The organism is Pseudomonas sp. PDM02 (assembly GCF_014852285.1).
Classification (GTDB): Bacteria; Pseudomonadota; Gammaproteobacteria; order Pseudomonadales; family Pseudomonadaceae; genus Aquipseudomonas; species Aquipseudomonas migulae.
Genome location: NZ_JACVBL010000009.1, coordinates 43879 through 63925 on the forward strand (window position 1 = coordinate 43879; position 20047 = coordinate 63925).

The following is a 20047-nucleotide window of genomic DNA, read 5'->3' on the forward strand; positions in this document are numbered from 1 at the left end:
CGCGCATTTTAGCCTGTCCGTATAGAGGTTATTAGCATTTATTCCGCATTCAACCTTTCATTTGGCAATAACGAACGCGTGGCGGACGCCTTCGCCGGCAAGCCGGTCTCGCTCCCACAGGGACAGCAACTCTGTGGGAGCGAGCCTGCTCGCGATGCTTTTTAGGGTTTACGCGGACTCAAGACCATCTGCGCCGGAACATTGCGCAGGATCTGCTTCTCCAGATTCAGGTCAAACCCCGAATCCAGCTTCTTTACCCGCTTGGTCAATAACGTCGCCAGCCACGGGTAGTCCTGCGTGCGTGGCGCCTGAATGCTCACGTCACATTGGTAATTCACCACATCAGCCGCGATCGCATCCAGTTGCCGGCGAAGTTTGCTCATATCGGTGAGGTTCAACGCGACGGTGGTGCTTTCAGCGGTCGGATCAATCACTTTTGCCTGAGGTTTTGCCTCGGCAGCCAACAGCGCCGCTTCAGCTTTGTCGAGCTCTGCCTTGCGTGCGTTGACGATGGCGTTGTTGACCCCACCGGTCAACGCCGGCGCCTTGGGCATCAACGCCCGCGCACGGCTCAGTGCGGTCGCCGCAGCATTCACATCGCCTTTTTGCAGCACGATCTGGCTGCGTTGCAGATAGGCTTCGGCAAGTTGCCGTTGGTATTGCACAAGGGACGGGTCGTTTGGCGACTCAGCCTGCAAGGCAGCCAATTGATCTTCGGCAGTGGCCAGTTCGCTGCTGGCGAGGTTTTGCTCGAGCTGTGCGATGGCCGTGGCCCGCGCATCAGTGGCCTCGGTGGCCGCCGGTGGCGTGCTTTGGCATGCACCCAGTAGCAGCGAAAATGCGACAAGGAGCAGATAACGGGAGGCGAACGGCTTCATTCCTGCGACTCTCTATTTGCGCAAAAAACGAGCAAGTCTACACCCCTCGACGGGGCAGGACAAAACTCAGCAGAAACAGTGCGGCGGCCGTCACAACAATCGATGGGCCCGCCGGGGTGTCCTTGAACCAGGACAACGCCAACCCGCCACACACGGCGAGCATGCCCAGCAGGCTCGCGCCCAGCGCCATCTGTTCCGGCGACTTGGCGTGACGTTGTGCCGCAGCCGCAGGGATGATCAACAGCGACGTAATCAGCAACACACCGACGATTTTCATCGCCACCGCGATCACCACCGCGATCAGCAACATCAGGGTCAGGCGCAGCGCCGGCACGGGCAGACCTTCCACCCTCGCCAGCTCTTCATGCACCGTGATCGCCAGCAATGGCCGCCACAATGTCACCAGCAAGGCCATGACAGCGGCGCTGCCACCGAGAATCCAGGCCAGATCGGTCGGGCTGATCGCCAGCAAATCGCCGAACAGATAGGCCATCAGGTCGATCCGCACTTCGTGCATGAAGCTTAGTACGACAAGGCCCAAAGAGAGCGTGCTCGGTGCGAGAATTCCCAAAAGCGTGTCGGACGCCAGCGGCTGACGCTGTTGCAACGTCACCAGCAACACGGCCAACAGCAAACAGCCGACGGTGACTGCCACCGTCGGACTGACATCCAGCAGGAAGCCCAACGCCACGCCGAGCAAGGCGGCGTGGGACAGGGTGTCGCCGAAATAGGCCATGCGCCGCCAGACCACGAACGAACCCAACGGGCCCGCCACCAGCGCCAGAGCCAGACCTGCAAGCAGGGCGTAGAGCAGAAAATCAGCCATGCTTGCAGCTATCTCCGTGAACGTGAGGTTGGGCCGACGGGGCCGCGCTGACGACCGAACCATGCAGATCATGGGCGTGGTCGTGATGGTGGTGATAAATCGCCAGGCTTTGTGCGTTCTTTCCGAACAGCTCGACGAAAGCGGGATCGCCGCTGACTTGCTCGGGATGGCCGGAACAGCAGACGTGACGGTTGAGGCAGACCACTTGATCGGTGGTGCTCATGACCAGATGCAAATCGTGGGAAACCATCAACACGCCGCAGCCGTGACGATCACGCAGTCGGGTGATCAGGCTGTACAGCTCGGCCTGCCCCGCCACGTCGACGCCCTGTACCGGCTCGTCGAGCACCAGCAATTCCGGCTCGCGCAATAGCGCCCGAGCCAGCAGCACGCGCTGCATTTCACCGCCGGAAACACTTTGCACCGGGCTGTCGATCACCTGTTCGGCGCCGACCTCCTTGAGGGCCGCCAAGGCACGAGCACGGTCCACGCCGGGCACCAGACGCAGAAAGCGCAGCACCGACAGCGGCAGCGTCGGATCGACGTGAAGTTTTTGCGGCATGTAGCCAACGCGCAGTTTCGGCTTGCGCCACACGCTGCCGCTGTCCGGTTTCAACAGACCGAGCACCGCCCGCACAAGGGTGGTCTTGCCGGCGCCATTGGGGCCGATCAGGGTGACGATCTGCCCCGGCTCGACGCTCAGCTCAATGTTATCCAGCACGCTTTGCCCGGCAAACGTGACGGCAACCTGCTCGAGGCGGATCAACGCGTTGCTCATCAAGCCCCCTGGCAACCCGAGCAGAGGCCGACCACTTCGACCGTCTGACCTTCGACAACGAACCCGACATCCTTGGCGCTGGTGATAATCGCGTCGCTGATAGATTTTTGTTCAAGCTCGATGGCGGCATGGCATTCGCGGCAGATCAGGAACTGGCCCTGGTGCGCGTGTTCCGGGTGATTGCAGCCGACGAAGGCGTTCAGCGAGGAGATGCGGTGCACCAGGCCGTTTTCCAGCAGGAAATCCAGCGCGCGGTACACGGTCGGCGGCGCAGCGCGGCGGCCGTCCTGCTCGCTGAGTACCGCAAGAATGTCGTAGGCACCCAGCGGTTTATGGCTTTGCCACACCAGTTCCAGCACCCGCCGGCGCAAGGCAGTCAGGCGCAAGCCTTGCCGAGCGCACAGGGCATCGGCCTCAGACAGTGCGCTATGCACGCAATGAGAGTGGTCGTGGGGACGGCTGGCAATCGGTGTTTTAGGCATGAGCGGCGACGAGTTTTGTGAGAGACGTTATTATGTTACCCGTTCTCGCCTCTTTGAGTGGTCATCGTGTCCCGACTTTTTTCTATCTTTGTCGCATTTGTCGCCAGTTTTCTGTTGATCGGTTCTGCTCAGGCCGAAGTCAAAGTCCTCACCAGCATCAAGCCGCTGCAGCTGATTGCCGCTGCGGTGCAGGACGGTGTGGCGATTCCGGAAGTGCTGCTGCCACCGGGGGCTTCGCCGCATAACTATGCGTTGCGCCCGTCCGATGTACGGAAGGTGCAATCGGTGGACCTGGTTTACTGGATCGGACCGGACATGGAAGGTTTCCTGCCTCGCGTGCTGAACGGTCGTACGCTGCCGAGCGTTGCCGTGCAGGATCTGCCGGGGTTGAAATTGCGTCGTTTCGCCGAAGACAGTCACTCCCACGCTGAAGAAGCCGACGAGCATGATCACGATCACCGTCCGGGCAGCCTGGATGCGCATTTGTGGTTATCGCCGATCAACGCTCGCGTGATCGCGACGAAAATGGCCGCTGATTTGAGCGCTGCCGATCCGGCCAACGCAGCGCGCTATCAGAGCAATCTGAAGGCGTTCGATGAACGTCTCGACGCGCTGGACCTGCGCTTGAAGGCACGACTGGCGGGCATCGCGGGCAAACCGTACTTTGTGTTCCATGAAGCGTTCGACTACTTCGAAGAGGCTTACGGCCTGAAGCACGCTGGGGTATTCAGCGTCGCCGCCGAAGTCCAGCCGGGCGCCCAGCACGTGTCGGCAATGCGCACGCGGTTGCAGGAAGTGGGCAAGACCTGTGTGTTCAGCGAGCCGCCGTTGCGGCCGCGACTGGCGGAAACACTGGTGGCGGGTTTGCCGGTGAAACTGGCGGAGCTGGATGCTTTGGGTGGGTACACGCCGGCGACTGCTCAGGGGTATGAGCAGGTGCTGGAGAAGTTGGGGAATGATTTGGCGGGGTGTCTGGAGTCGTTGTAATTCCAGAATTGCGGCGCCCCATTCGCGGGCAAGTCGGATCGCCGCACCGCTCGCTCCTACAATTTTGTGTACGACGCCAACTTGTAGGAGCGAGCGGTGCGGCGATCCGACTTGCCCGCGAAGCTTTTAGAGGGCGAAAGGTAGCGGGGTGTTGACCTTCTGCCGCTGCGCCAACCGCAACTGAAACTCCATCGGATCGTGAATCAACACGTCCTGCCCGGCGAAAGACTCCGCGGCAATCAATCGCGACAGCCAGAACCGCACACACGCCACGCGCAGCATGGTCGGCCACAACTCCGCCTCGGCAGCAGTGAACGGTCGCAACGCTGCATACGCCCCCAGCAACGCCCGCGCCCGCGGTCCGTCAATCAGACCGTCGTCATCCGAACACCAGTCATTCAAGGCAATCGCTACGTCGTAGAGCATCGGCCCCGAGCACGCGTTGTAGAAGTCGATCAACCCGGTCAGGTGCGTGCCTTCGAACATCGCGTTATCGCGGAACAGGTCTGCGTGGATGTTGGCCCGTGGCAACGCCAGAATTTTCTCTTTTTGCTGTGTGATTTCATCCAGCGCCCGTTGCAGCAGATCACTCTGCTCGGCATTCAGGTGCGACAGCAGTTGCGTGCCCTCTTCCAGCATCCAGTCCAGGCCGCGATCGGTTTTGCGCTTGATCATGTTGGCCTGGGTCGCCAGGTGCAGATGGCCGAGCAACTCGCCCACCTGAGCGCAATGTTGCGCGTTGGCTTCCTTGATGTGCTTGCCCGCCAGACGCGGTTGCAGCAGCGCAGGCTTGCCGGCCAGTTCGCGCAGGGCGACGCCATCGGTAGTGCGCAAGGCGTAAGGCACCGGCAGGTCGGCTTCATGCAGCACGTCCAGCAGCTCGATGAAGAACGGCATCTCCTGAACCGGACCGCGCTCGACCAGGGTCAGGACAAATTCGCCCTGCTCCAGGCTGATAAAGAAGTTGGTGTTTTCGCTACCGGCAGCAATCCCCTGAAAATCAAGCAGGCGGCCGAGCCCGTAAGGGGCGAGAAAGGTTTCCAGCTCAGGCCGAGCCAGCGGGGTGAACACAGACATGTTTTAACTGCCAGTACGGGCGCCGCAAATGGCGGCACCGATTAAAATTAAGGACGACTTACCACTTAAATATTTCCCACGCCGGGATCAGCATATCCGGGTAGTCCGAGCGAATGAAGTTACCTTCCGAGCCATCCGCGCGCACCAGGAAATAAGGTTTGCCACCTTTCGGCGTGACCTTGATGGCATACAGAAAACCATTTTGCCGATATTCCTGAATGGTTTTATCCCCTTCCGTGCGGATCGTGACATCCGGGTCTGGCGAAGGTGCGTCATCCGCCGCCATCACGGCCAATGGTGCAATTGCAAACAAGCCAGCCAGCAACAGGCGATTTAGTGTGCGCATGATAACCTTGTCCCTTTGTCGTCAACGGTCCCGCTATTCTAGCGCCGGACCCGCCGAAAAGGTTGATCCTGCTCATGAGCCAAGCCCCCCTCGTCCTGGTGGACGGTTCTTCTTACCTGTACCGCGCCTTTCACGCCCTGCCGCCGCTGACCACTTCCAAGGGTCTGCCGACTGGAGCGGTCAAAGGCGTGCTGAACATGCTCAAGAGTCTGCGCAAGCAGTACCCGGACAGTCCGTTCGCCGTGGTGTTCGACGCCAAGGGTGGGACGTTTCGCGATGACATGTACGCCGAATACAAGGCCAATCGCCCGAGCATGCCCGACGACATGCGCGTACAGATCGAGCCGCTGCACCAAAGCGTGATCGCGCTGGGCTTCCCGCTGCTGTGCGTCGAAGGCGTCGAGGCCGATGACGTGATCGGCACCCTGGCCCGCAGCAGCGCAGCGGCCGACCGCCCGGTGATCATCTCCACCGGCGACAAGGACATGGCGCAACTGGTCGACGGCCACATTACCTTGGTCAACACCATGACCGGTAGCAGCATGGACGTGGAGGGCGTGAAGGAGAAATTCGGCGTCGCTCCCGAGCAGATCATCGATTATCTGGCACTGATGGGCGATTCTTCCGACAACATTCCGGGCGTTCCAGGCATTGGTCCGAAGACGGCTTCCGGCCTGCTCGTAGGCGTAAACGGCGGCCTGACCGAACTGTATGCACAGCTCGACATCGTCCCGACCCTGCCGATTCGCGGTGCGAAAACCCTGCCGGCCAAGCTCGAAGAGCACAAGGAGATGGCCTTCCTCTCCTATCAGTTGGCGACGATCAAGATCGACGTGCCGCTAGACATCGGCCTTGATGACCTGCAAATGGGCAAGCCGGATCACGACAAGCTCGCCGAGCTCTACACCCTGCTCGAGTTCAAAAGCTGGTTTGAAGAAAACCAGCGCGACGCCAAGCGCTCCGGCCAGGAAGTCACCGCACCGGTGGCTGAGGAAGCCGCCGTCGAGAGCGAGCTCAAATACACCACGATCCTCACCCAGGCCGATTTTGACCTGTGGCTGAAGAAGCTCAACGACGCCAAGCTGATCGCCTTCGATACCGAAACCACCGGCATCGATGCGCAGCAGGCGCAACTGGTCGGCCTGTCGTTCGCCGTACAGGCCAACGAAGCGGCCTACATTCCACTGACCCATTCCTACATGGGCGTACCGGATCAGCTGGATCGCGACACCGTGCTGCGCGCACTGAAACCGATCCTGGAAGACCCGAACAAACTCAAGGTCGGCCAGCACGCCAAGTTCGACATGAACATCCTGGCCAATTGCGCCATCGGTGGCGATCAGAGCTGCGGCATCACCGTGCAAGGCATCGCCTTCGACACCATGCTCGAATCCTACGTCCTGGACTCGACCGCGACCCGCCACGACATGGACAGCCTGGCGCTCAAGTACCTGAATCACACCACCACCAGCTTCCAGGACATCGCCGGCAAAGGCGCCAAGCAGCTGACCTTTGACCAGATCTCCCTGGAACTGGCCGGACCGTACGCCGCCGAAGACGCCGACGTAACGCTGCGCCTGCATCAAACCCTGCAGGAAAAGCTCAACGCGATTCCGAGCCTGAGCAAAGTCCTGAGCGACATCGAAATGCCGCTGGTGCCGGTGCTCGCACGGATCGAGCGTCAGGGCGCGCTGGTCGACGCCAACCTGCTGGGCATCCAGAGCGTGGAGCTGGGCGAGAAGATGGTCGCGCTGGAGCGTGAGGCATTTGCCATCGCCGGTGAGGAATTCAACCTCGGTTCGCCGAAGCAATTGGGCGTGATCCTGTACGAAAAACTCGGCTTGCCGATCCTCAGCAAAACCGCCAAGGGTCAGGCGTCCACTGCCGAAGCGGTGCTGGCGGAACTGGCCGAACAGGATTACCCGCTGCCCAAAGTGCTGATGCAGTACCGCTCGATGAGCAAACTGAAAAGCACCTACACCGACCGCCTGCCGGAGCAAATCAACCCGCGCACCGGGCGGATTCACACGTCTTATCATCAGGCTGTCGCGGCGACTGGCCGCTTGTCGTCCAGCGATCCGAACCTGCAGAACATTCCGATCCGCACCGCTGAAGGGCGGCGGATCCGTCAGGCGTTTGTGGCGCCTAAAGGCTACAAGCTGCTGGCCGCCGACTACTCGCAAATCGAACTGCGCATCATGGCTCACCTGGCCAAGGACGAAGGTTTGCTGCACGCCTTCCGCAATGACCTGGACGTGCACAAAGCCACGGCCGCCGAGGTTTTCGGCGTCGAGTTGGCAGAGGTCACCACTGATCAGCGTCGTAGCGCCAAAGCCATCAACTTCGGTTTGATCTACGGCATGAGCGCGTTTGGCCTGGCCAAGCAGATCGGCGTGGACCGCAAACAGTCCCAGGCGTACATCGACCGCTATTTCGCCCGCTACCCAGGCGTCCTGGAATACATGGAGCGCACCCGCGCCCAGGCGGCCGAGCAAGGTTTTGTCGAGACCATCTTCGGTCGTCGTCTGTACCTGCCGGAAATCAACGCGAAAAACCCGGCCCTGCGCAAAGGCGCCGAACGCACCGCGATCAACGCACCGATGCAAGGCACTGCGGCAGACATCATCAAGAAAGCCATGGTGGCTGTGGATAACTGGCTGACGTCGTCAGGCCTCGACGCCAAAGTCATCCTGCAGGTGCACGATGAATTGGTGCTTGAGGTGCGTGAAGACCTGGTCGATCAGGTTCGTGAGGAAATTCGCGTGCACATGAGCGACGCTGCGAAGCTGGATGTGCCGCTTCTGGTCGAGGTGGGCGTGGGAAATAACTGGGATGAGGCTCACTGATCCACTGTAGGAGCGAGCCTGCTCGCGATGAGCTGACAAGCAACGCGTTCATTCAGGATGAACGCGTTATCGTTAACGACCATCGCGAGCAGGCTCGCTCCTACAGGGTATTTCGCTGCGGCATAGTGTCGCGATGAAGGGGCTTATTTCTGATAGCGAGCCAGCTTATTTCAAATGGTTTTGGAAACACCGGAACTAAACCTGTGAAGCGCCACTCAGAGTTACTGAATGGCTGGTGAAGCCCTTCGATGCTCCTATGTTGTGTTAAGTGTTGGCAGATAATCTGGACCCCGCCCTAGCGGTCCGGAACTTGAACCCCGGAACTTCCCCCTCCCCATAAGAAGTCCGGGGTTTTTTTTGCCTGCGATTTATTGCTCGACGGGCTCAGCGCCCTTGTCCGCCAGCTCCATCCAGCCTGCCAGTACTGTGTAGGCCTCTTCCAGACCGAGGCGTTTTGGCGCCGAGAACAGCTGAATGGTGATCGCATCGCCCCAGCCTTTGCGGATATCCGACTGCACCTTGAGCAGGACGTTCTTCGCTGCGCCGTAGGTCAATTTGTCCGCTTTGGTCAGCAGAATGTGCATCGGCATGCCGCTGGCCACGGCCCAATCGAGCATCAGCAGGTCGAAGTCGGTCATTGGATGACGGATGTCCATCATCAAAATCAGACCTTTCAAACTCTCGCGACCACCCAGATAAGCTTCCAGGTGACGCTGCCAGTGCAGCTTCAACGGGATAGGTACTTTCGCGTAACCGTACCCCGGCAGGTCGACCAGACGCCGATCATCGTCTAGCTTGAAGAAGTTCAAGAGTTGCGTGCGACCCGGGGTTTTCGAGGTCCGCGCCAGGCTGGCATGCGTCAGGGTGTTCAAAGCGCTGGATTTACCGGCGTTGGAACGCCCGGCGAAGGCCACTTCGAAGCCTTCGTCGTCGGGACATTGGTCGACTTTGGCAGCGCTGAGCATGAAGGTGGACTGTTGGCACAGGCCGAGGATGGGGTTCTTGAGTTGCATGGGATTTCCGATGTGGGCGGCGCCGGGAATGGACGCGGCAAGCGGTGTCGTTTCCGTTTCAGTGACGCCAGTATATAATGCCGCAGATTTTGTGTGCGCTTTGTCCCAGCGTAGGATGAAGTTCACGAGAGCGATTGACCTTGATTGCGCATTAGAACGCAGAACGCTCTCAACCCTGAAAAGGTCGTTTTATGACGAAATGGCTGCTAGCTGCCGGTGTCTTGATACCGCTTTACAGCGCTCAGGCTACACAGGATCCGGAAGCTGTGTACAACCGTGTTTGTGGTGCCTGTCATTCCGGCCAACTACCCATGGCGCCCAAAAAGGGCGATCAGGAAGCTTGGACGCCGAGGTTGGCGAAAGGTATGGAGACGCTGGTGCAACACGTGACCCAGGGTTTCAAGGCGATGCCGCCGCGTGGTTTGTGCATGGACTGCAGTGCCGAGGATTACCAAGTCATCATCCAGTGGATGAGCGAGTGAGCCCGGTCCATAACTCTTTAACCCTTAGCCGTAGTTGGATTAGCTGATGAACAAATTGATCGTGAGTCTGCTGTTGACCGTGGGCATCTCCGGCATGGCCCATGCTGCAGGTGAGGCAGTACAACCGGGTGATGCAAAAGCCGGTCAGGCCAAAGCCGCCGTATGTGGCGCCTGCCACGGCCCGGATGGCAACAGCATGGCGCCAAACTTTCCAAAACTGGCGGGGCAAGGTGAACGCTACCTGACCAAGCAATTGCACGACATCAAGTCGGGCAAGCGCACCGTTCTGGAAATGACCGGCCTGCTGACCAACCTGAGCGATCAGGACCTGGCTGATATTTCCGCCTACTTCGCCAGTCAGAAAGGCAGCGTTGGCGCCGCCGACCCGAAAGTCGTGGCTCGCGGTGAAGCACTGTTCCGTGGTGGCGACCTGGCCAAGGGCCTTCCATCCTGCACCGGTTGCCACTCGCCAAATGGCGCGGGCAATGCCGCCGCCGGTTTCCCGCACCTGGGTGGCCAGCACGCTCAATACGTCGCCAAGCAACTGACCGATTTCCGCAAGGAAGAAGGCGGTCGCAACAACGACGGCGACACCAAAACCATGCAGACCATTGCCAAAAAGCTGAGCGACGAAGACATCGCAGCGGTGTCCAGCTACATTCAAGGCCTGCACTAAGACGGCGAAGCGGGCGCCGCGCGGGATGTACATCTCCTGCAACGTTAACGCTCTATTAATCCGTCGCAGCAAGTATAAAAAGGGTGGCTCAGGCCACCCTTTTTTGTGCCTGCTGCCGTTACACTACAGAACTCAAGCCCGCCATGACCTGTCTGAAAACAGGTCGCGCGAGGCGACCCAAATTGTCCAGGAGTAAAGCATGCGTAATCTGATCATCAGCGCCGCACTCGTCGCTGCCAGCCTGTTCGGCATGACTGCCCAAGCCGCCGAAGCCCCCGCCGCCCCTTATGTCGAACTGAGCAATCCGGTTCCGGTTGCAGTGCCTGGCAAGATCGAAGTGGTGGAGCTGTTCTGGTACGGCTGCCCGCATTGCTACGCGTTCGAGCCAGTGATCAATCCCTGGGTCGAGAAGCTGCCGTCCGACGTGAATTTCGTGCGTATTCCTGCAATGTTCGGCGGCCCGTGGGACGCACACGGCCAGATGTTCCTGACCCTGGAAGCCATGGGCGTCGAGAGCAAGGTTCACGCTGCGGTGTTCAACGCGATTCAGAAAGAACACAAAAAGCTGACCGATAAAAACGACATGGCCGACTTCCTGGCGACTCAAGGCGTAGACAAGGACAAGTTCCTGGCGACCTTCGACTCCTTCGCCATTAAAGGCCAAATCGTCAAGGCCAAAGAACTGGCCAAGAAATATGAAATCTCCGGTGTCCCAACCATGATCGTCAACGGCAAGTATCGCTTTGACGTGGGCTCTGCCGGCGGCGCCGAGCAAGCGCTGCAACTGGCCGACAAACTGGTCGACAAAGAGCGAGCGGCTAACAAGGCTGCAGCCAACTAAGCGCGGGACCTGCCATGCGCCGCTGGGGTACTGAACGCGTCGTTGGCCTGCATGATCCGCAGGTCAACGAGCATCACCTGGAATCGACGGGCCTGCCCGCAGACAGTCGTCTGCGCTTGCTCAGCTTCAATATCCAGGTCGGTATCAGTACCGAGCGGTATCGGCACTACCTGACCCGGGGCTGGCAACACCTGTTGCCGCACACCGGGCGTGCCGACAATCTGCAAAAGATCGGCAATCTGCTGGGCGACTTCGATCTGGTTGCACTGCAGGAAGCCGATGGCGGCAGCCTGCGATCCGGCTACGTCAATCAAGTGGAACACCTGGCGCAACTCGGCGCCTTCCCCTACTGGTATCAACAACTCAATCGCAACCTCGGTCGCCTCGGCCAGCACAGCAATGGCGTGCTCAGCCGCCTGCGCCCGTGGGCGATTGAAGATCACCCGCTGCCGGGGCCCAAGGGTCGCGGGGCGATCCTGGTGCGCTTCGGCGAAGGTCCGGAATCGCTGGTGGTGGTCATGATGCATCTGGCGCTGGGCGCACGCACCCGCAGCATGCAACTGGCTTACATCCGCGAGTTGATTGGCGGCTATAAACACCAGGTGCTGATGGGTGACATGAACACTCATGCCAGTGATCTGCTGCAAAACTCCCCGTTGCGCGACCTCGGCCTGCTGGCGCCGCAACTGGAAGCGACCTTCCCCAGCTGGCGCCCGCAGCGCTGCCTGGACCACATTCTGCTGAGCCCGACCCTGACGCTGGAAAAGGTCGAAGTGCTGGCTCAACCCATTTCCGATCACCTGCCGGTCGCGGTAGAAATTCGTCTGCCGGGTTCGCTCACGGCCGATGCATTCCCCGCGTTGAGTCCTGCCCCTCGCGGAACCCCTGAATGAGCGACGAAGCACAGCGCTGGAAAGAGAAATACCTCAAAAGCATCGAACAACAGGAAAAACTCGAGCGTCGCTGGGACGCCCGGCTCGACTTGCTGCGTCGGGGGTTGGTGCGCAGTACGCTGGCGGCCGAGGGCACTGACCGCGCTGTTGACCAGTGCATGAAAGAAATGCGCGAGGTCATCCGCACCAATGACATGGATGCGGGCCTGGCGGCGCTGCTTCCACGACTGGAAAAAGCCGTACTCGACTCCGAACAGCGTCGCGAAACCCGGGTCAATCAGACCAGTGCCGCGCTGACCTCGCTGGTAACGCAACTGCAAACGTTGCCGTTGCCCCGGGAAGTGAGCCGGCCACTCAAGAACTTTGCCAAAACCCTGGACGGACGCGTCAGCCAGGCGCGCGAGATCCCGTTGCTGCTCAGCGAACTGAGCGGCCTGCAAGGCAAAGCCTTGAATCAGCTGGAGACCCCGACAGAACCCGGTCGTCCGGGCTTGCTGCAACGACTGTTCGGCAGTCGTGAAGCGGATGAAGCCACTCCGGAAGCTGCGGCTCCGCAGGCCCAGGCGTCCGCTCCAGCGCCTGTAGAGGCCATTGCTGCTTTGCCTGCCGAGACGCCGCGAGTCGCCGTCGAATCCGCGCCAGTCGCCGCTGAGCCACCAGTAACCGCGCCTGACACGCCCGTGGCCGCACCCGAGCCGCCGGTGATCGAGACGCCGACAGACACCCCGCCGCCTGCCGTCGTGGCGTTTGTCCCGCCAGTTGTTGAGCCTCAGCCAGCGCCCGAGGTGGAAACACCGGCCCAGCCGCAGGTTCAACAACTGGAGCAACCCGCACCCGCCGCGATGACACCGGTTGTCGAGGCTCAACCGCCTGGCAATCCCGACGAACTCACCCCGGTGGTGCTTCTCGACAGCCTGCCCCTGCCCTCGGCCGTGGCCCAGGCGCTGGCCGCCATCGATCCGGAACAACCTGAACACGATATTCTCTACGCCCTTCCGGACTCGCCCGAGCCGTCCTACAGCTCAGTGGCCAAGCACATCGAAGACACGCTACTGGGCCTGCTCGACGACCTGTCGCTCCCCGAACGTCATCGCCCACAAGCCGAAGCGATGCGTGATCGCCTGCAAAATGGTTTGAACTGGTACGAACTGCTGCCGATCCTCGACGATCTGGCAACTTTGATGCTGGCGATCAACAACAGCGGACAGCACGAGTTCGAAGTTTATTTGCAGCAACTCAACGAACGCCTCGAGTCGTTCCAGAGCAACTTGCAAGCTGCCAGCGATGGCCATGCCGACAACCAATCTGCGGCACGGCAAATGGACACGCAGATCCGCGAACAAGTCGATGGCTTGCAGAGCAGCATGCAGGAAGCCGCCGACCTGGACGACCTCAAGCATGTGCTGGAGAACCACCTCGAAGGCCTGTTGGGCACCATGGACCAACACCAGAAGCAGCGCGACGAACGCGAACAGGAAGTGGCCGCCCGCCTGAAAGGCCTGGCCGAACGGGTGGCGCACATGGAGCAGGAAGCCCAGGGTTATCGCGAACATCTTGAAGAGCAGCGCCAGAAAGCCTTGATCGACCCGCTGACAGGGCTGCCGAACCGGGCGGCCTGGAGCGAGCGGCTCGACCACGAAATCCATCAGTGGCAGCAGCACGGCAACACCCTTCTGCTGGCCATGCTCGACCTCGACCATTTCAAACGCATCAACGATAACTATGGTCATCTGGCGGGCGACAAAGTGCTGAAAATCATCGCCACGGTGCTGCGCAAGCGCCTGCGCGGGACAGATTTCATCGCGCGTTTTGGCGGAGAAGAATTTGTCCTGTTAATGCCCGGCACAGTGCCGGCCGTCGGCGCAAAGCTGTTGGAAAGCTTGCGAGCGGCGGTCGAAGCCTGCCCATTCCATTTCAAAAGCGAGCCGGTGACCATCACCATTTCCATGGGACTGACAGCGTTCAAACCCGGCGAACACAGCGATCTGGTGCTTAAAAGAGCCGATCAGGCGCTGTATCGCGCAAAACATGCCGGGCGTAACCGAGTGGAACTGGGCTGACAGCCAATTGTTCCATTTTGTTTAAAAGCTCGCGCCGACCATTCTCGCGCAAGGCAGTACGTTACACTGTTGCATTACTGTCTTGCGCGTACTGCCTCTACCATGAAATTTCTCACCCTCTTCGTGTCGCTGATCCTGTTGGCCGGCTGTGCCAGCGGACCTCGGTTCGACACCAGCCATCCTTCGGCCAATCACGACAGCCGCGTTCAATTCGTGGTGGTGCATTACACCTCGGCATCGCTGGAACGCTCGTTGCAACTGCTGACCCACGGCGAAGTCAGCAGCCATTACCTGATCGGCGACGACAAAAACGCCACTATCTATAAGTTGATGGACGAAAACCAACGGGCATGGCACGCCGGAGAGAGTGAGTGGCAGGGTCGGACCTGGTTGAACTCCAGCTCCATCGGCATTGAAATCGTCAACCCAGGATTCAAGGAACTCCCGACCGGAGAGCGTTACTGGTATCCCTACAGCGAAGCTCAGGTCCAGTCCTTGATCGTCTTGCTAAAAGACATCAGCAAACGTCACGCCATCAGCCCCCACAGCATTATCGGCCATAGCGACATCGCGCCGTTTCGCAAGCTGGACCCGGGGCCGCTTTTCCCCTGGAAGCGCCTGGCCGCCGAAGGCCTTGGTGTTTGGCCAGACGAGCAGGCCGTGGCGCGGCAACAAGTGCAGTTCGACTCGAAATTGCCGAGCGTCAGCTGGTTTCAGGCGCAGCTGGCCCGCCTCGGTTACGCCACGCCGCAAACCGGTGAGTTGGATGTGGCAACGCGTCACGTGATCGGCGCCTTTCAAATGCATTTCCGGCCGGCCCGCTTCGACGGCATGCCGGATGCGCAGACAGCTGCACTTCTCCAGGTGTTGAATCAGACAAAATAATGACGCCCGCCCGACGGTGCGGGCTTTTTCTCAATCAGCAGCTATAACTCATTGGTAATTCTTCGGATATTCCCATATGCCTGCTGCTCGAGAGACGCTTCGTAGCTGGTTCTATCGCCCGTGGTTTTTGGCGATGCTGGCGGCCGCCCTGAGCAGCGTGTTGCTATTGGCGCTCAGCCTGTTCGTGGCCATTCATCAGATCGAGCAGAACGAAAGTCTGGAAATGAACGCGCAAGGTGAGCGATTCCTTTCGCGCCTGGAGCAGTTGTTCGGGCAACTGCGCGAAGGCCTTGATGATCTGGAGGCCCAACCGCTGCGAACCTGCGACAAAGACATGATCGCCACTTTGCAGCAGGTCACCTTCAATTACCGCTTCGTTTACGAGGCCGCGTATATGGATGCCTCGAAGATCTGCTCCAACCGACCGAGCCAGGAAGGACTGTCGCTGACACGAGCACCGGACATTCAAGACCCCACTTACAGTTATTGGCTGAACACCACCACCGAACCTGATGAAAACCGCGCCGCACTCATGCTCGGACGGGGCAACTTCCGGGTCGCAACCTCTCGCGGACATTTGACCGACATGGTCGACCTGTCGCCGGGCAGCAGTCTTTTGGTGATACTCGACAACGGCACCCGCGCGATTCCGGTGCTGGGCTCCCCGCAAGCCTGGCCACCGACCGTGCCTTGGCCACCGAAGAGCAGCGAAGCCTTGCAAGTCACCCCGACTCGCTTGATTTACCTCATGCCGACCAAAAGCCCCGAATACCAATTGGTGCTGATCACCCCGCGCACCGCCGTGAATGTGCCCACCGCCTGGTGGTGGCTGGTGCCGGCCAGCCTGGCATTGGGAATACTGGTGGGCTTCATGGTGTTTCTGCTGGTGCGTCAGCGGCAATCGCTGGACGCCGAATTGACCGGTGCGATACGACGTGGTGAGTTGCAGGTGTTGTATCAACCGATCTTCGACCTCGACAGCCGCAACTGCGTCGGAGCCGAAGCCTTGCTGCGCTGGCGCCGGCCGGATGGCACCCTGACCAGCCCCGACCTGTTCATTCCGATGGCGGAGAACACCGGGCAGATCCGTCAGATGACCGACTTCGTCCTGCAACGCCTGCTGGAGCAATTGGGGCAGTTGTTGCGGGCCAATCCGCAACTGTACATCTCGGTCAACCTCGCAGCGTGCGATGTCATGGTGCCGCGAATCGGTCAGGTGATGGCGCGCCTGCTGACCTTGCACCGGGTCGCGGCCAAGCAGATTGCCTTTGAGGTGACCGAGCGGGGATTGATTGACGTGGTGGTGGCCCGGGAAAACCTGCAGGCCTTGCGCGATGTCGGGCATCAGGTATTGATCGATGACTTTGGCACCGGCTATTGCAGCCTCGCCTATCTGCAAACCCTGCCGGTGGACTGCCTGAAAATCGACAAGGCGTTCATCGATGCGCTGGGGCATGACGCCGCCAGCAGTGGCGTGGCGCCGCATATCATTCACATGGCCCAGTCGCTGCACTTGAAGGTGATTGCCGAAGGCATCGAACATGAAGCCCAGGCCGCATTCTTGAGCAGTGAAGGGGTGAAGTTCGGTCAGGGCTGGTTGTTCGCCCATGCATTGAGCGCCGTACAGTTCATCGAGCTGATTACCCGGGGTCGGCGACTGGCCGGCCGACGCCTGGATGACGAAGCGTAAACGCGCGTTAAACCGCCAACGCCATGTAGAACTGCGTGCCCTGCCCCGGCCGCGAATAAACCCCCATCCGCCCACCGTGCAACTGCACGATTTCCTTGCACAACGCCAGGCCGAGCCCCGCGCCACCCTTCTTGCGCCCGACCTGCACAAAAGGCTCGAAGATCCGCCCCTGCTGGCCGTAGGCGATGCCCTCGCCATTGTCCTCGACGCTGATGATCACTCGCTCCCCATGACGCCGCGCCTGCAAGCGTATCTGGCCGTCAGGGCCGGTATGGCGCAAGGCGTTGTCGATCAGGTTGTCGAGCACACGGTCCAGTTGCGGTTGATCGGCCTGCAACCACGGTAACGGACCTTGCACCTCCACCAGCAGGTTGATGCCCTTCTCTTGCGCTGTATCAGCGAACCGCGACCGGGCCCGCTCAAGCAGCTCCTCGATGGAACACGGCGCCAGCGAGAGTTTCTGCAGACCGTTCTGGTAGCGGGAGAAGTTCAGCAAGTCGTTGATCAGTTGCATCAAACGCTGCATCTCTTCATTGACGGTGTCCAGAAGGTCCGCTTCTCGCGAGTCCTGCGCAAAGTGCGTGCGCTCCCGAAACAGGCCGAATGCCATGTGCATCCCGGTGACCGGCGTTCGCAACTCATGGGACGCACGCAACACAAACTCGCTGCGCACTCGCTCGAAAGCACGCTGCTCGGTGACGTCATGCAACACCATTACCGCGCCCAGAATCTGGGCCTGGGTATGACTGACCGGCGTCAGGCTGTACGTGAGCAACCGCGACTCGCCATCGACCTCGATACTCAGGTCCTCCGGCGCCCGCTCCAACGTGCCGCCACGCAGCACCAGTTGCAGCTGTTGATCCAGCTCGGGGCGTTCGAGCGCGGCACCCAGCCCCTGACCAAGACGATCGGTGTCCCAACCCAACTGGCGCTGCGCCACCGGGTTGAGGTGTTCCAGATGGCCGTCGCGGTCGATCATCAGCAGCCCGTCATCAATGCTGTCGAGCACCGCCTGCAAACGCTGCTGGCCGGCGAGCAGTTCGTCGATATTAGTGGCCTGATGCTGGCGCAAAGCCTCGGCCATGATCCCGAAACGCTTGGTCAGCAGATTCATTTCCACTGCCGAGGAAATCGGCAGGGTTACCTCGAAATTGCCTTGGCCGATGTTATCGGCGGCCTGGGCCAACGCCTCGATCGGTTCACCGAAACGACGTGCGATCGCATGAGCGGTGACGAAACCGATGATCAGCACCGCCAACCCGACCAGACCGAGCAGGCCGGCAATCAGCAGCGCTCGTTCCCGCGCCTGACGTTGCGTTTCATTGATGGTATCCAGCGCTCGCTTTTGCTCGGTAATCAGCCCGTTGCGCAACACGTTGAGTTTTTCGGCGAGGTCTTCGTTGCCACTCAGTACATGGGACGGATCGTGTGCCTGGTCCAGCGCCTGAAGAAACCGCAGGTAATCGTCCTTGGCCTGCCTGAAACCGTGTTGGCCGCTCTCTTGATTCTGCTCATGGGCGATGCCTTCATCCACCAACTGAAGATAATGCAGTCTGGACGTTTCAAACGCCGCTGGATCCGATTTTTCGCCCAGCATGAGGATCAGTTGATCGCCCAGGGTCTGGCGCATCTTCAGGCCCAGGTCCAGGGTGACGAAATTGTTGCGAATCAGCGCTTCCTGGGTTCCCGCCATCTGCATCACGCTGACCAGACCGAGCAAAAGCCCCAGCAGCGCCACGGTGATCAAGGCGGAAATACTCAGAAAAAGCCGAGTACGCAACTTCATCGCCAGTTTCATCGCGCAGGGCTCACAAGTTGTACTGCTTGCGTTTGCGGTAGAGCGTCGAAGCGTCGATGCCGAGCGTCTTGGCGGCCTGATCCAGGGTGTCGGCGGTGGCGAGGACCGCGCCGATGTGGGCCTTTTCCAGTTCATCCAGGCTCAGCGCAGCGCCGATGCGTGGCGCATTGTTGACGGGGGTTTCGGCCATGCCCAAGTGGCTGATTTCAACCCGTTCCTGTGGACAAATAATGCTCGCCCGCTCGACCACGTTGCGCAGCTCGCGGATGTTCCCGGGCCAGCGATAGCTGAGCAGCGCTTCACGGGCTTCTTCACTGAAAACCCGCGCGGGACGTGCGTATTCCTTGACGAACCGGGCCAGAAAACGCTCAGCCAGGTTCAGAATATCTTCCCGCCGTTCGCGCAGCGGTGGCAGGTGCAAGGTGATGACGTTCAGGCGATAGAGCAAATCTTCACGGAAGCGACCGTCGCGGACCATGTCTTCAAGATTGAGGTTGGTGGCCGCGAGGATGCGCACATCGGCGCGGCGGGTGACCGGGTCGCCGACGCGCTCATATTCCTTGTCCTGGATGAATCGCAGCAACTTTGGCTGCAACGTCAGGGGAAAATCGCCGATCTCGTCGAGAAACAGCGTTCCGCCGTCAGCCTGGTTCACTCGCCCGAGCGTGCTTTCACTGGCGCCGGTGAACGCGCCACGGCTGTGACCGAACAACTCGCTTTCCATCAGTTCGGCGGTCAGCGATGGGCAGTTGATGGTGACGCAGGATTTTTTCGCGCGCTTGCTCCAGCCATGAATGGCCTGGGACAGCTCCCCCTTACCGGTACCGGACTCGCCGAGGATCAGGATGTTGGCATCCGTGCTGGCCACCTGGCGGGCGGTTTCAAGCACCACTTTCATCGCCGGGCTGTGGGAATCCAGACCGTCCTTGGGTTTGCGCACTTCACCTTCCAGCGCCTCCAGACGGGCCGACAGTTGCCGCACTTCCAGTTGCTTGGCGGTGGCAAGGCGCAATTGATCGGGGCTGCACGGCTTGACCAGATAATCAGCGGCGCCGGCCTGGATGGCATCCACCGCGGTGTCCACAGCCGAATGTGCGGTGACGATCACCACGCGCATCCACGGCGCCTGAATGCGCATCTGCGCCAACACGTCGAGGCCATTGTCCTCGCCGAGGCGCAAATCGAGGAAGCACAGGTCGAACACCTGGCGTTGCAGCAGCGCATCGGCCTGCGCCGCGCTGGTGGCGGTGGCGACGCTGTAGCCTTCATCTTCGAGGCAGTATCGGAACGTTCGCAGGATGGCGGATTCGTCGTCCACCAGCAGAATGCGGCCTTGATGCTCAGTGGCTGATTCCATTTTCCTACGCTCCTTAAAGAATGATCTTGGTTTAGTCCCGGAATAATCGGGCAAGTTGCATGGTTGATTCTGGTCGATTCCGGCTACAGCAGGGTAGCTCGCCCCTCACCCTACGGCTAATCACCTGATTTT

General features: G+C 60.2%; 18 protein-coding genes. 9 read left to right on the plus strand and 9 right to left on the minus strand.

The annotated features are described in order from the left end of the window. Positions 1-161: 161 nt before the first annotated feature. Genes IB245_RS16990 through zur form a run of 4 tightly spaced genes read right to left on the minus strand, consistent with a single transcriptional unit; the run spans position 162 to position 2964 of the window. Entirely contained in the window at positions 162-878 is a 717-nt protein-coding gene (locus tag IB245_RS16990) for a PA5502 family lipoprotein (protein WP_192228117.1), read from the minus strand. Positions 879-915: 37 nt separating this feature from the next. Next, on the minus strand, positions 916-1704 hold the full coding sequence (znuB, locus tag IB245_RS16995; protein WP_008027673.1) for a zinc ABC transporter permease subunit ZnuB: 789 nt from the start codon (positions 1702-1704) through the stop codon (positions 916-918). Further along, the gene (gene znuC / locus IB245_RS17000; RefSeq protein ID WP_008027671.1) at positions 1697-2482 is read right to left on the minus strand and encodes a zinc ABC transporter ATP-binding protein ZnuC; all 786 of its coding nucleotides are present in this window, start codon (positions 2480-2482) and stop codon (positions 1697-1699) included. Before znuC ends, znuB begins: the two co-directional genes overlap by 8 nt. Continuing rightward, a complete protein-coding gene (gene zur, locus IB245_RS17005; RefSeq protein ID WP_008027669.1) occupies positions 2482-2964 on the minus strand; it encodes a zinc uptake transcriptional repressor Zur in 483 nt (160 codons plus the stop codon). The genes znuC and zur overlap by 1 nt, the downstream gene beginning before the upstream one ends. Before the next feature lie 66 nt (positions 2965-3030). Here zur and IB245_RS17010 point away from each other — a divergent pair, with 66 nt between their 5' ends. Further along, on the plus strand, positions 3031-3951 hold the full coding sequence (locus IB245_RS17010; RefSeq protein ID WP_008027667.1) for a zinc ABC transporter substrate-binding protein ZnuA: 921 nt from the start codon (positions 3031-3033) through the stop codon (positions 3949-3951). A gap of 126 nt (positions 3952-4077) precedes the next feature. Here IB245_RS17010 and IB245_RS17015 read toward each other — a convergent pair whose 3' ends face one another. Then, a complete protein-coding gene (locus IB245_RS17015; RefSeq protein ID WP_192228118.1) occupies positions 4078-5028 on the minus strand; it encodes a homoserine kinase in 951 nt (316 codons plus the stop codon). 58 nt (positions 5029-5086) lie between these two features. Next, the gene (locus tag IB245_RS17020) at positions 5087-5374 is read right to left on the minus strand and encodes a DUF2782 domain-containing protein (protein ID WP_008027663.1); all 288 of its coding nucleotides are present in this window, start codon (positions 5372-5374) and stop codon (positions 5087-5089) included. Between the two features lie 74 nt (positions 5375-5448). Between IB245_RS17020 and polA the strand changes: the two genes are divergently transcribed. Continuing rightward, positions 5449-8220 (plus strand): DNA polymerase I, encoded by a 2772-nt coding sequence (gene polA, locus IB245_RS17025; protein WP_192228119.1) that lies wholly within the window; start codon positions 5449-5451, stop codon positions 8218-8220. A 368-nt stretch (positions 8221-8588) separates the two neighbouring features. Here the strand turns inward: polA and yihA are convergent, their stop codons facing one another. Further along, positions 8589-9233: a ribosome biogenesis GTP-binding protein YihA/YsxC gene (yihA, locus tag IB245_RS17030; RefSeq protein WP_008044703.1), complete on the minus strand. Its 645-nt coding sequence runs from the start codon at positions 9231-9233 to the stop codon at positions 8589-8591. 191 nt (positions 9234-9424) lie between these two features. Here yihA and IB245_RS17035 point away from each other — a divergent pair, with 191 nt between their 5' ends. The 7 genes from IB245_RS17035 to IB245_RS17065 all read left to right on the plus strand — a co-directional run bounded on the left by IB245_RS17035 (position 9425) and on the right by IB245_RS17065 (position 16760). Continuing rightward, positions 9425-9715 (plus strand): c-type cytochrome, encoded by a 291-nt coding sequence (locus tag IB245_RS17035; RefSeq protein WP_008027657.1) that lies wholly within the window; start codon positions 9425-9427, stop codon positions 9713-9715. A 46-nt stretch (positions 9716-9761) separates the two neighbouring features. Continuing rightward, positions 9762-10391, plus strand: a complete 630-nt coding sequence (locus IB245_RS17040) for a c-type cytochrome (protein ID WP_008044706.1) — start codon at positions 9762-9764, stop codon at positions 10389-10391. A gap of 199 nt (positions 10392-10590) precedes the next feature. Next, on the plus strand, positions 10591-11232 hold the full coding sequence (gene dsbA, locus IB245_RS17045; RefSeq protein ID WP_192228120.1) for a thiol:disulfide interchange protein DsbA: 642 nt from the start codon (positions 10591-10593) through the stop codon (positions 11230-11232). Positions 11233-11246: 14 nt separating this feature from the next. Beyond that, positions 11247-12125 (plus strand): endonuclease/exonuclease/phosphatase family protein, encoded by an 879-nt coding sequence (locus IB245_RS17050; RefSeq protein ID WP_008027651.1) that lies wholly within the window; start codon positions 11247-11249, stop codon positions 12123-12125. Next, the gene (locus IB245_RS17055) at positions 12122-14185 is read left to right on the plus strand and encodes a GGDEF domain-containing protein (protein ID WP_192228121.1); all 2064 of its coding nucleotides are present in this window, start codon (positions 12122-12124) and stop codon (positions 14183-14185) included. The genes IB245_RS17050 and IB245_RS17055 overlap by 4 nt, the downstream gene beginning before the upstream one ends. 102 nt (positions 14186-14287) lie before the next feature. Then, positions 14288-15070: an N-acetylmuramoyl-L-alanine amidase gene (locus IB245_RS17060; RefSeq protein WP_192228122.1), complete on the plus strand. Its 783-nt coding sequence runs from the start codon at positions 14288-14290 to the stop codon at positions 15068-15070. A gap of 76 nt (positions 15071-15146) precedes the next feature. Beyond that, a complete protein-coding gene (locus IB245_RS17065; protein WP_008044710.1) occupies positions 15147-16760 on the plus strand; it encodes an EAL domain-containing protein in 1614 nt (537 codons plus the stop codon). A 7-nt stretch (positions 16761-16767) separates the two neighbouring features. Here IB245_RS17065 and IB245_RS17070 read toward each other — a convergent pair whose 3' ends face one another. Next, positions 16768-18558 (minus strand): ATP-binding protein, encoded by a 1791-nt coding sequence (locus IB245_RS17070; RefSeq protein WP_192228123.1) that lies wholly within the window; start codon positions 18556-18558, stop codon positions 16768-16770. A 10-nt stretch (positions 18559-18568) separates the two neighbouring features. Beyond that, a complete protein-coding gene (gene algB / locus IB245_RS17075; RefSeq protein ID WP_008044712.1) occupies positions 18569-19915 on the minus strand; it encodes a sigma-54-dependent response regulator transcription factor AlgB in 1347 nt (448 codons plus the stop codon). Positions 19916-20047: the final 132 nt, after the last annotated feature.

Bases quoted from the DNA above. Each gene is read 5' to 3' on its own strand.
- IB245_RS17060 (WP_192228122.1), top strand. From the start codon at position 14,288: ATGAAATTTCTCACCCTCTTCGTGTCGCTGATCCTGTTGGCCGGCTGT.
- algB (WP_008044712.1), bottom strand. From the start codon at position 19,915: ATGGAATCAGCCACTGAGCATCAAGGCCGCATTCTGCTGGTGGACGAC.
- znuC (WP_008027671.1), bottom strand. From the start codon at position 2,482: ATGAGCAACGCGTTGATCCGCCTCGAGCAGGTTGCCGTCACGTTTGCC.
- IB245_RS16990 (WP_192228117.1), bottom strand. From the start codon at position 878: ATGAAGCCGTTCGCCTCCCGTTATCTGCTCCTTGTCGCATTTTCGCTG.
- IB245_RS17065 (WP_008044710.1), top strand. From the start codon at position 15,147: ATGCCTGCTGCTCGAGAGACGCTTCGTAGCTGGTTCTATCGCCCGTGG.
- dsbA (WP_192228120.1), top strand. From the start codon at position 10,591: ATGCGTAATCTGATCATCAGCGCCGCACTCGTCGCTGCCAGCCTGTTC.
- IB245_RS17035 (WP_008027657.1), top strand. From the start codon at position 9,425: ATGACGAAATGGCTGCTAGCTGCCGGTGTCTTGATACCGCTTTACAGC.
- polA (WP_192228119.1), top strand. From the start codon at position 5,449: ATGAGCCAAGCCCCCCTCGTCCTGGTGGACGGTTCTTCTTACCTGTAC.
- IB245_RS17020 (WP_008027663.1), bottom strand. From the start codon at position 5,374: ATGCGCACACTAAATCGCCTGTTGCTGGCTGGCTTGTTTGCAATTGCA.
- IB245_RS17015 (WP_192228118.1), bottom strand. From the start codon at position 5,028: ATGTCTGTGTTCACCCCGCTGGCTCGGCCTGAGCTGGAAACCTTTCTC.
- IB245_RS17050 (WP_008027651.1), top strand. From the start codon at position 11,247: ATGCGCCGCTGGGGTACTGAACGCGTCGTTGGCCTGCATGATCCGCAG.
- znuB (WP_008027673.1), bottom strand. From the start codon at position 1,704: ATGGCTGATTTTCTGCTCTACGCCCTGCTTGCAGGTCTGGCTCTGGCG.
- IB245_RS17040 (WP_008044706.1), top strand. From the start codon at position 9,762: ATGAACAAATTGATCGTGAGTCTGCTGTTGACCGTGGGCATCTCCGGC.
- zur (WP_008027669.1), bottom strand. From the start codon at position 2,964: ATGCCTAAAACACCGATTGCCAGCCGTCCCCACGACCACTCTCATTGC.
- IB245_RS17070 (WP_192228123.1), bottom strand. From the start codon at position 18,558: ATGAAACTGGCGATGAAGTTGCGTACTCGGCTTTTTCTGAGTATTTCC.
- yihA (WP_008044703.1), bottom strand. From the start codon at position 9,233: ATGCAACTCAAGAACCCCATCCTCGGCCTGTGCCAACAGTCCACCTTC.
- IB245_RS17055 (WP_192228121.1), top strand. From the start codon at position 12,122: ATGAGCGACGAAGCACAGCGCTGGAAAGAGAAATACCTCAAAAGCATC.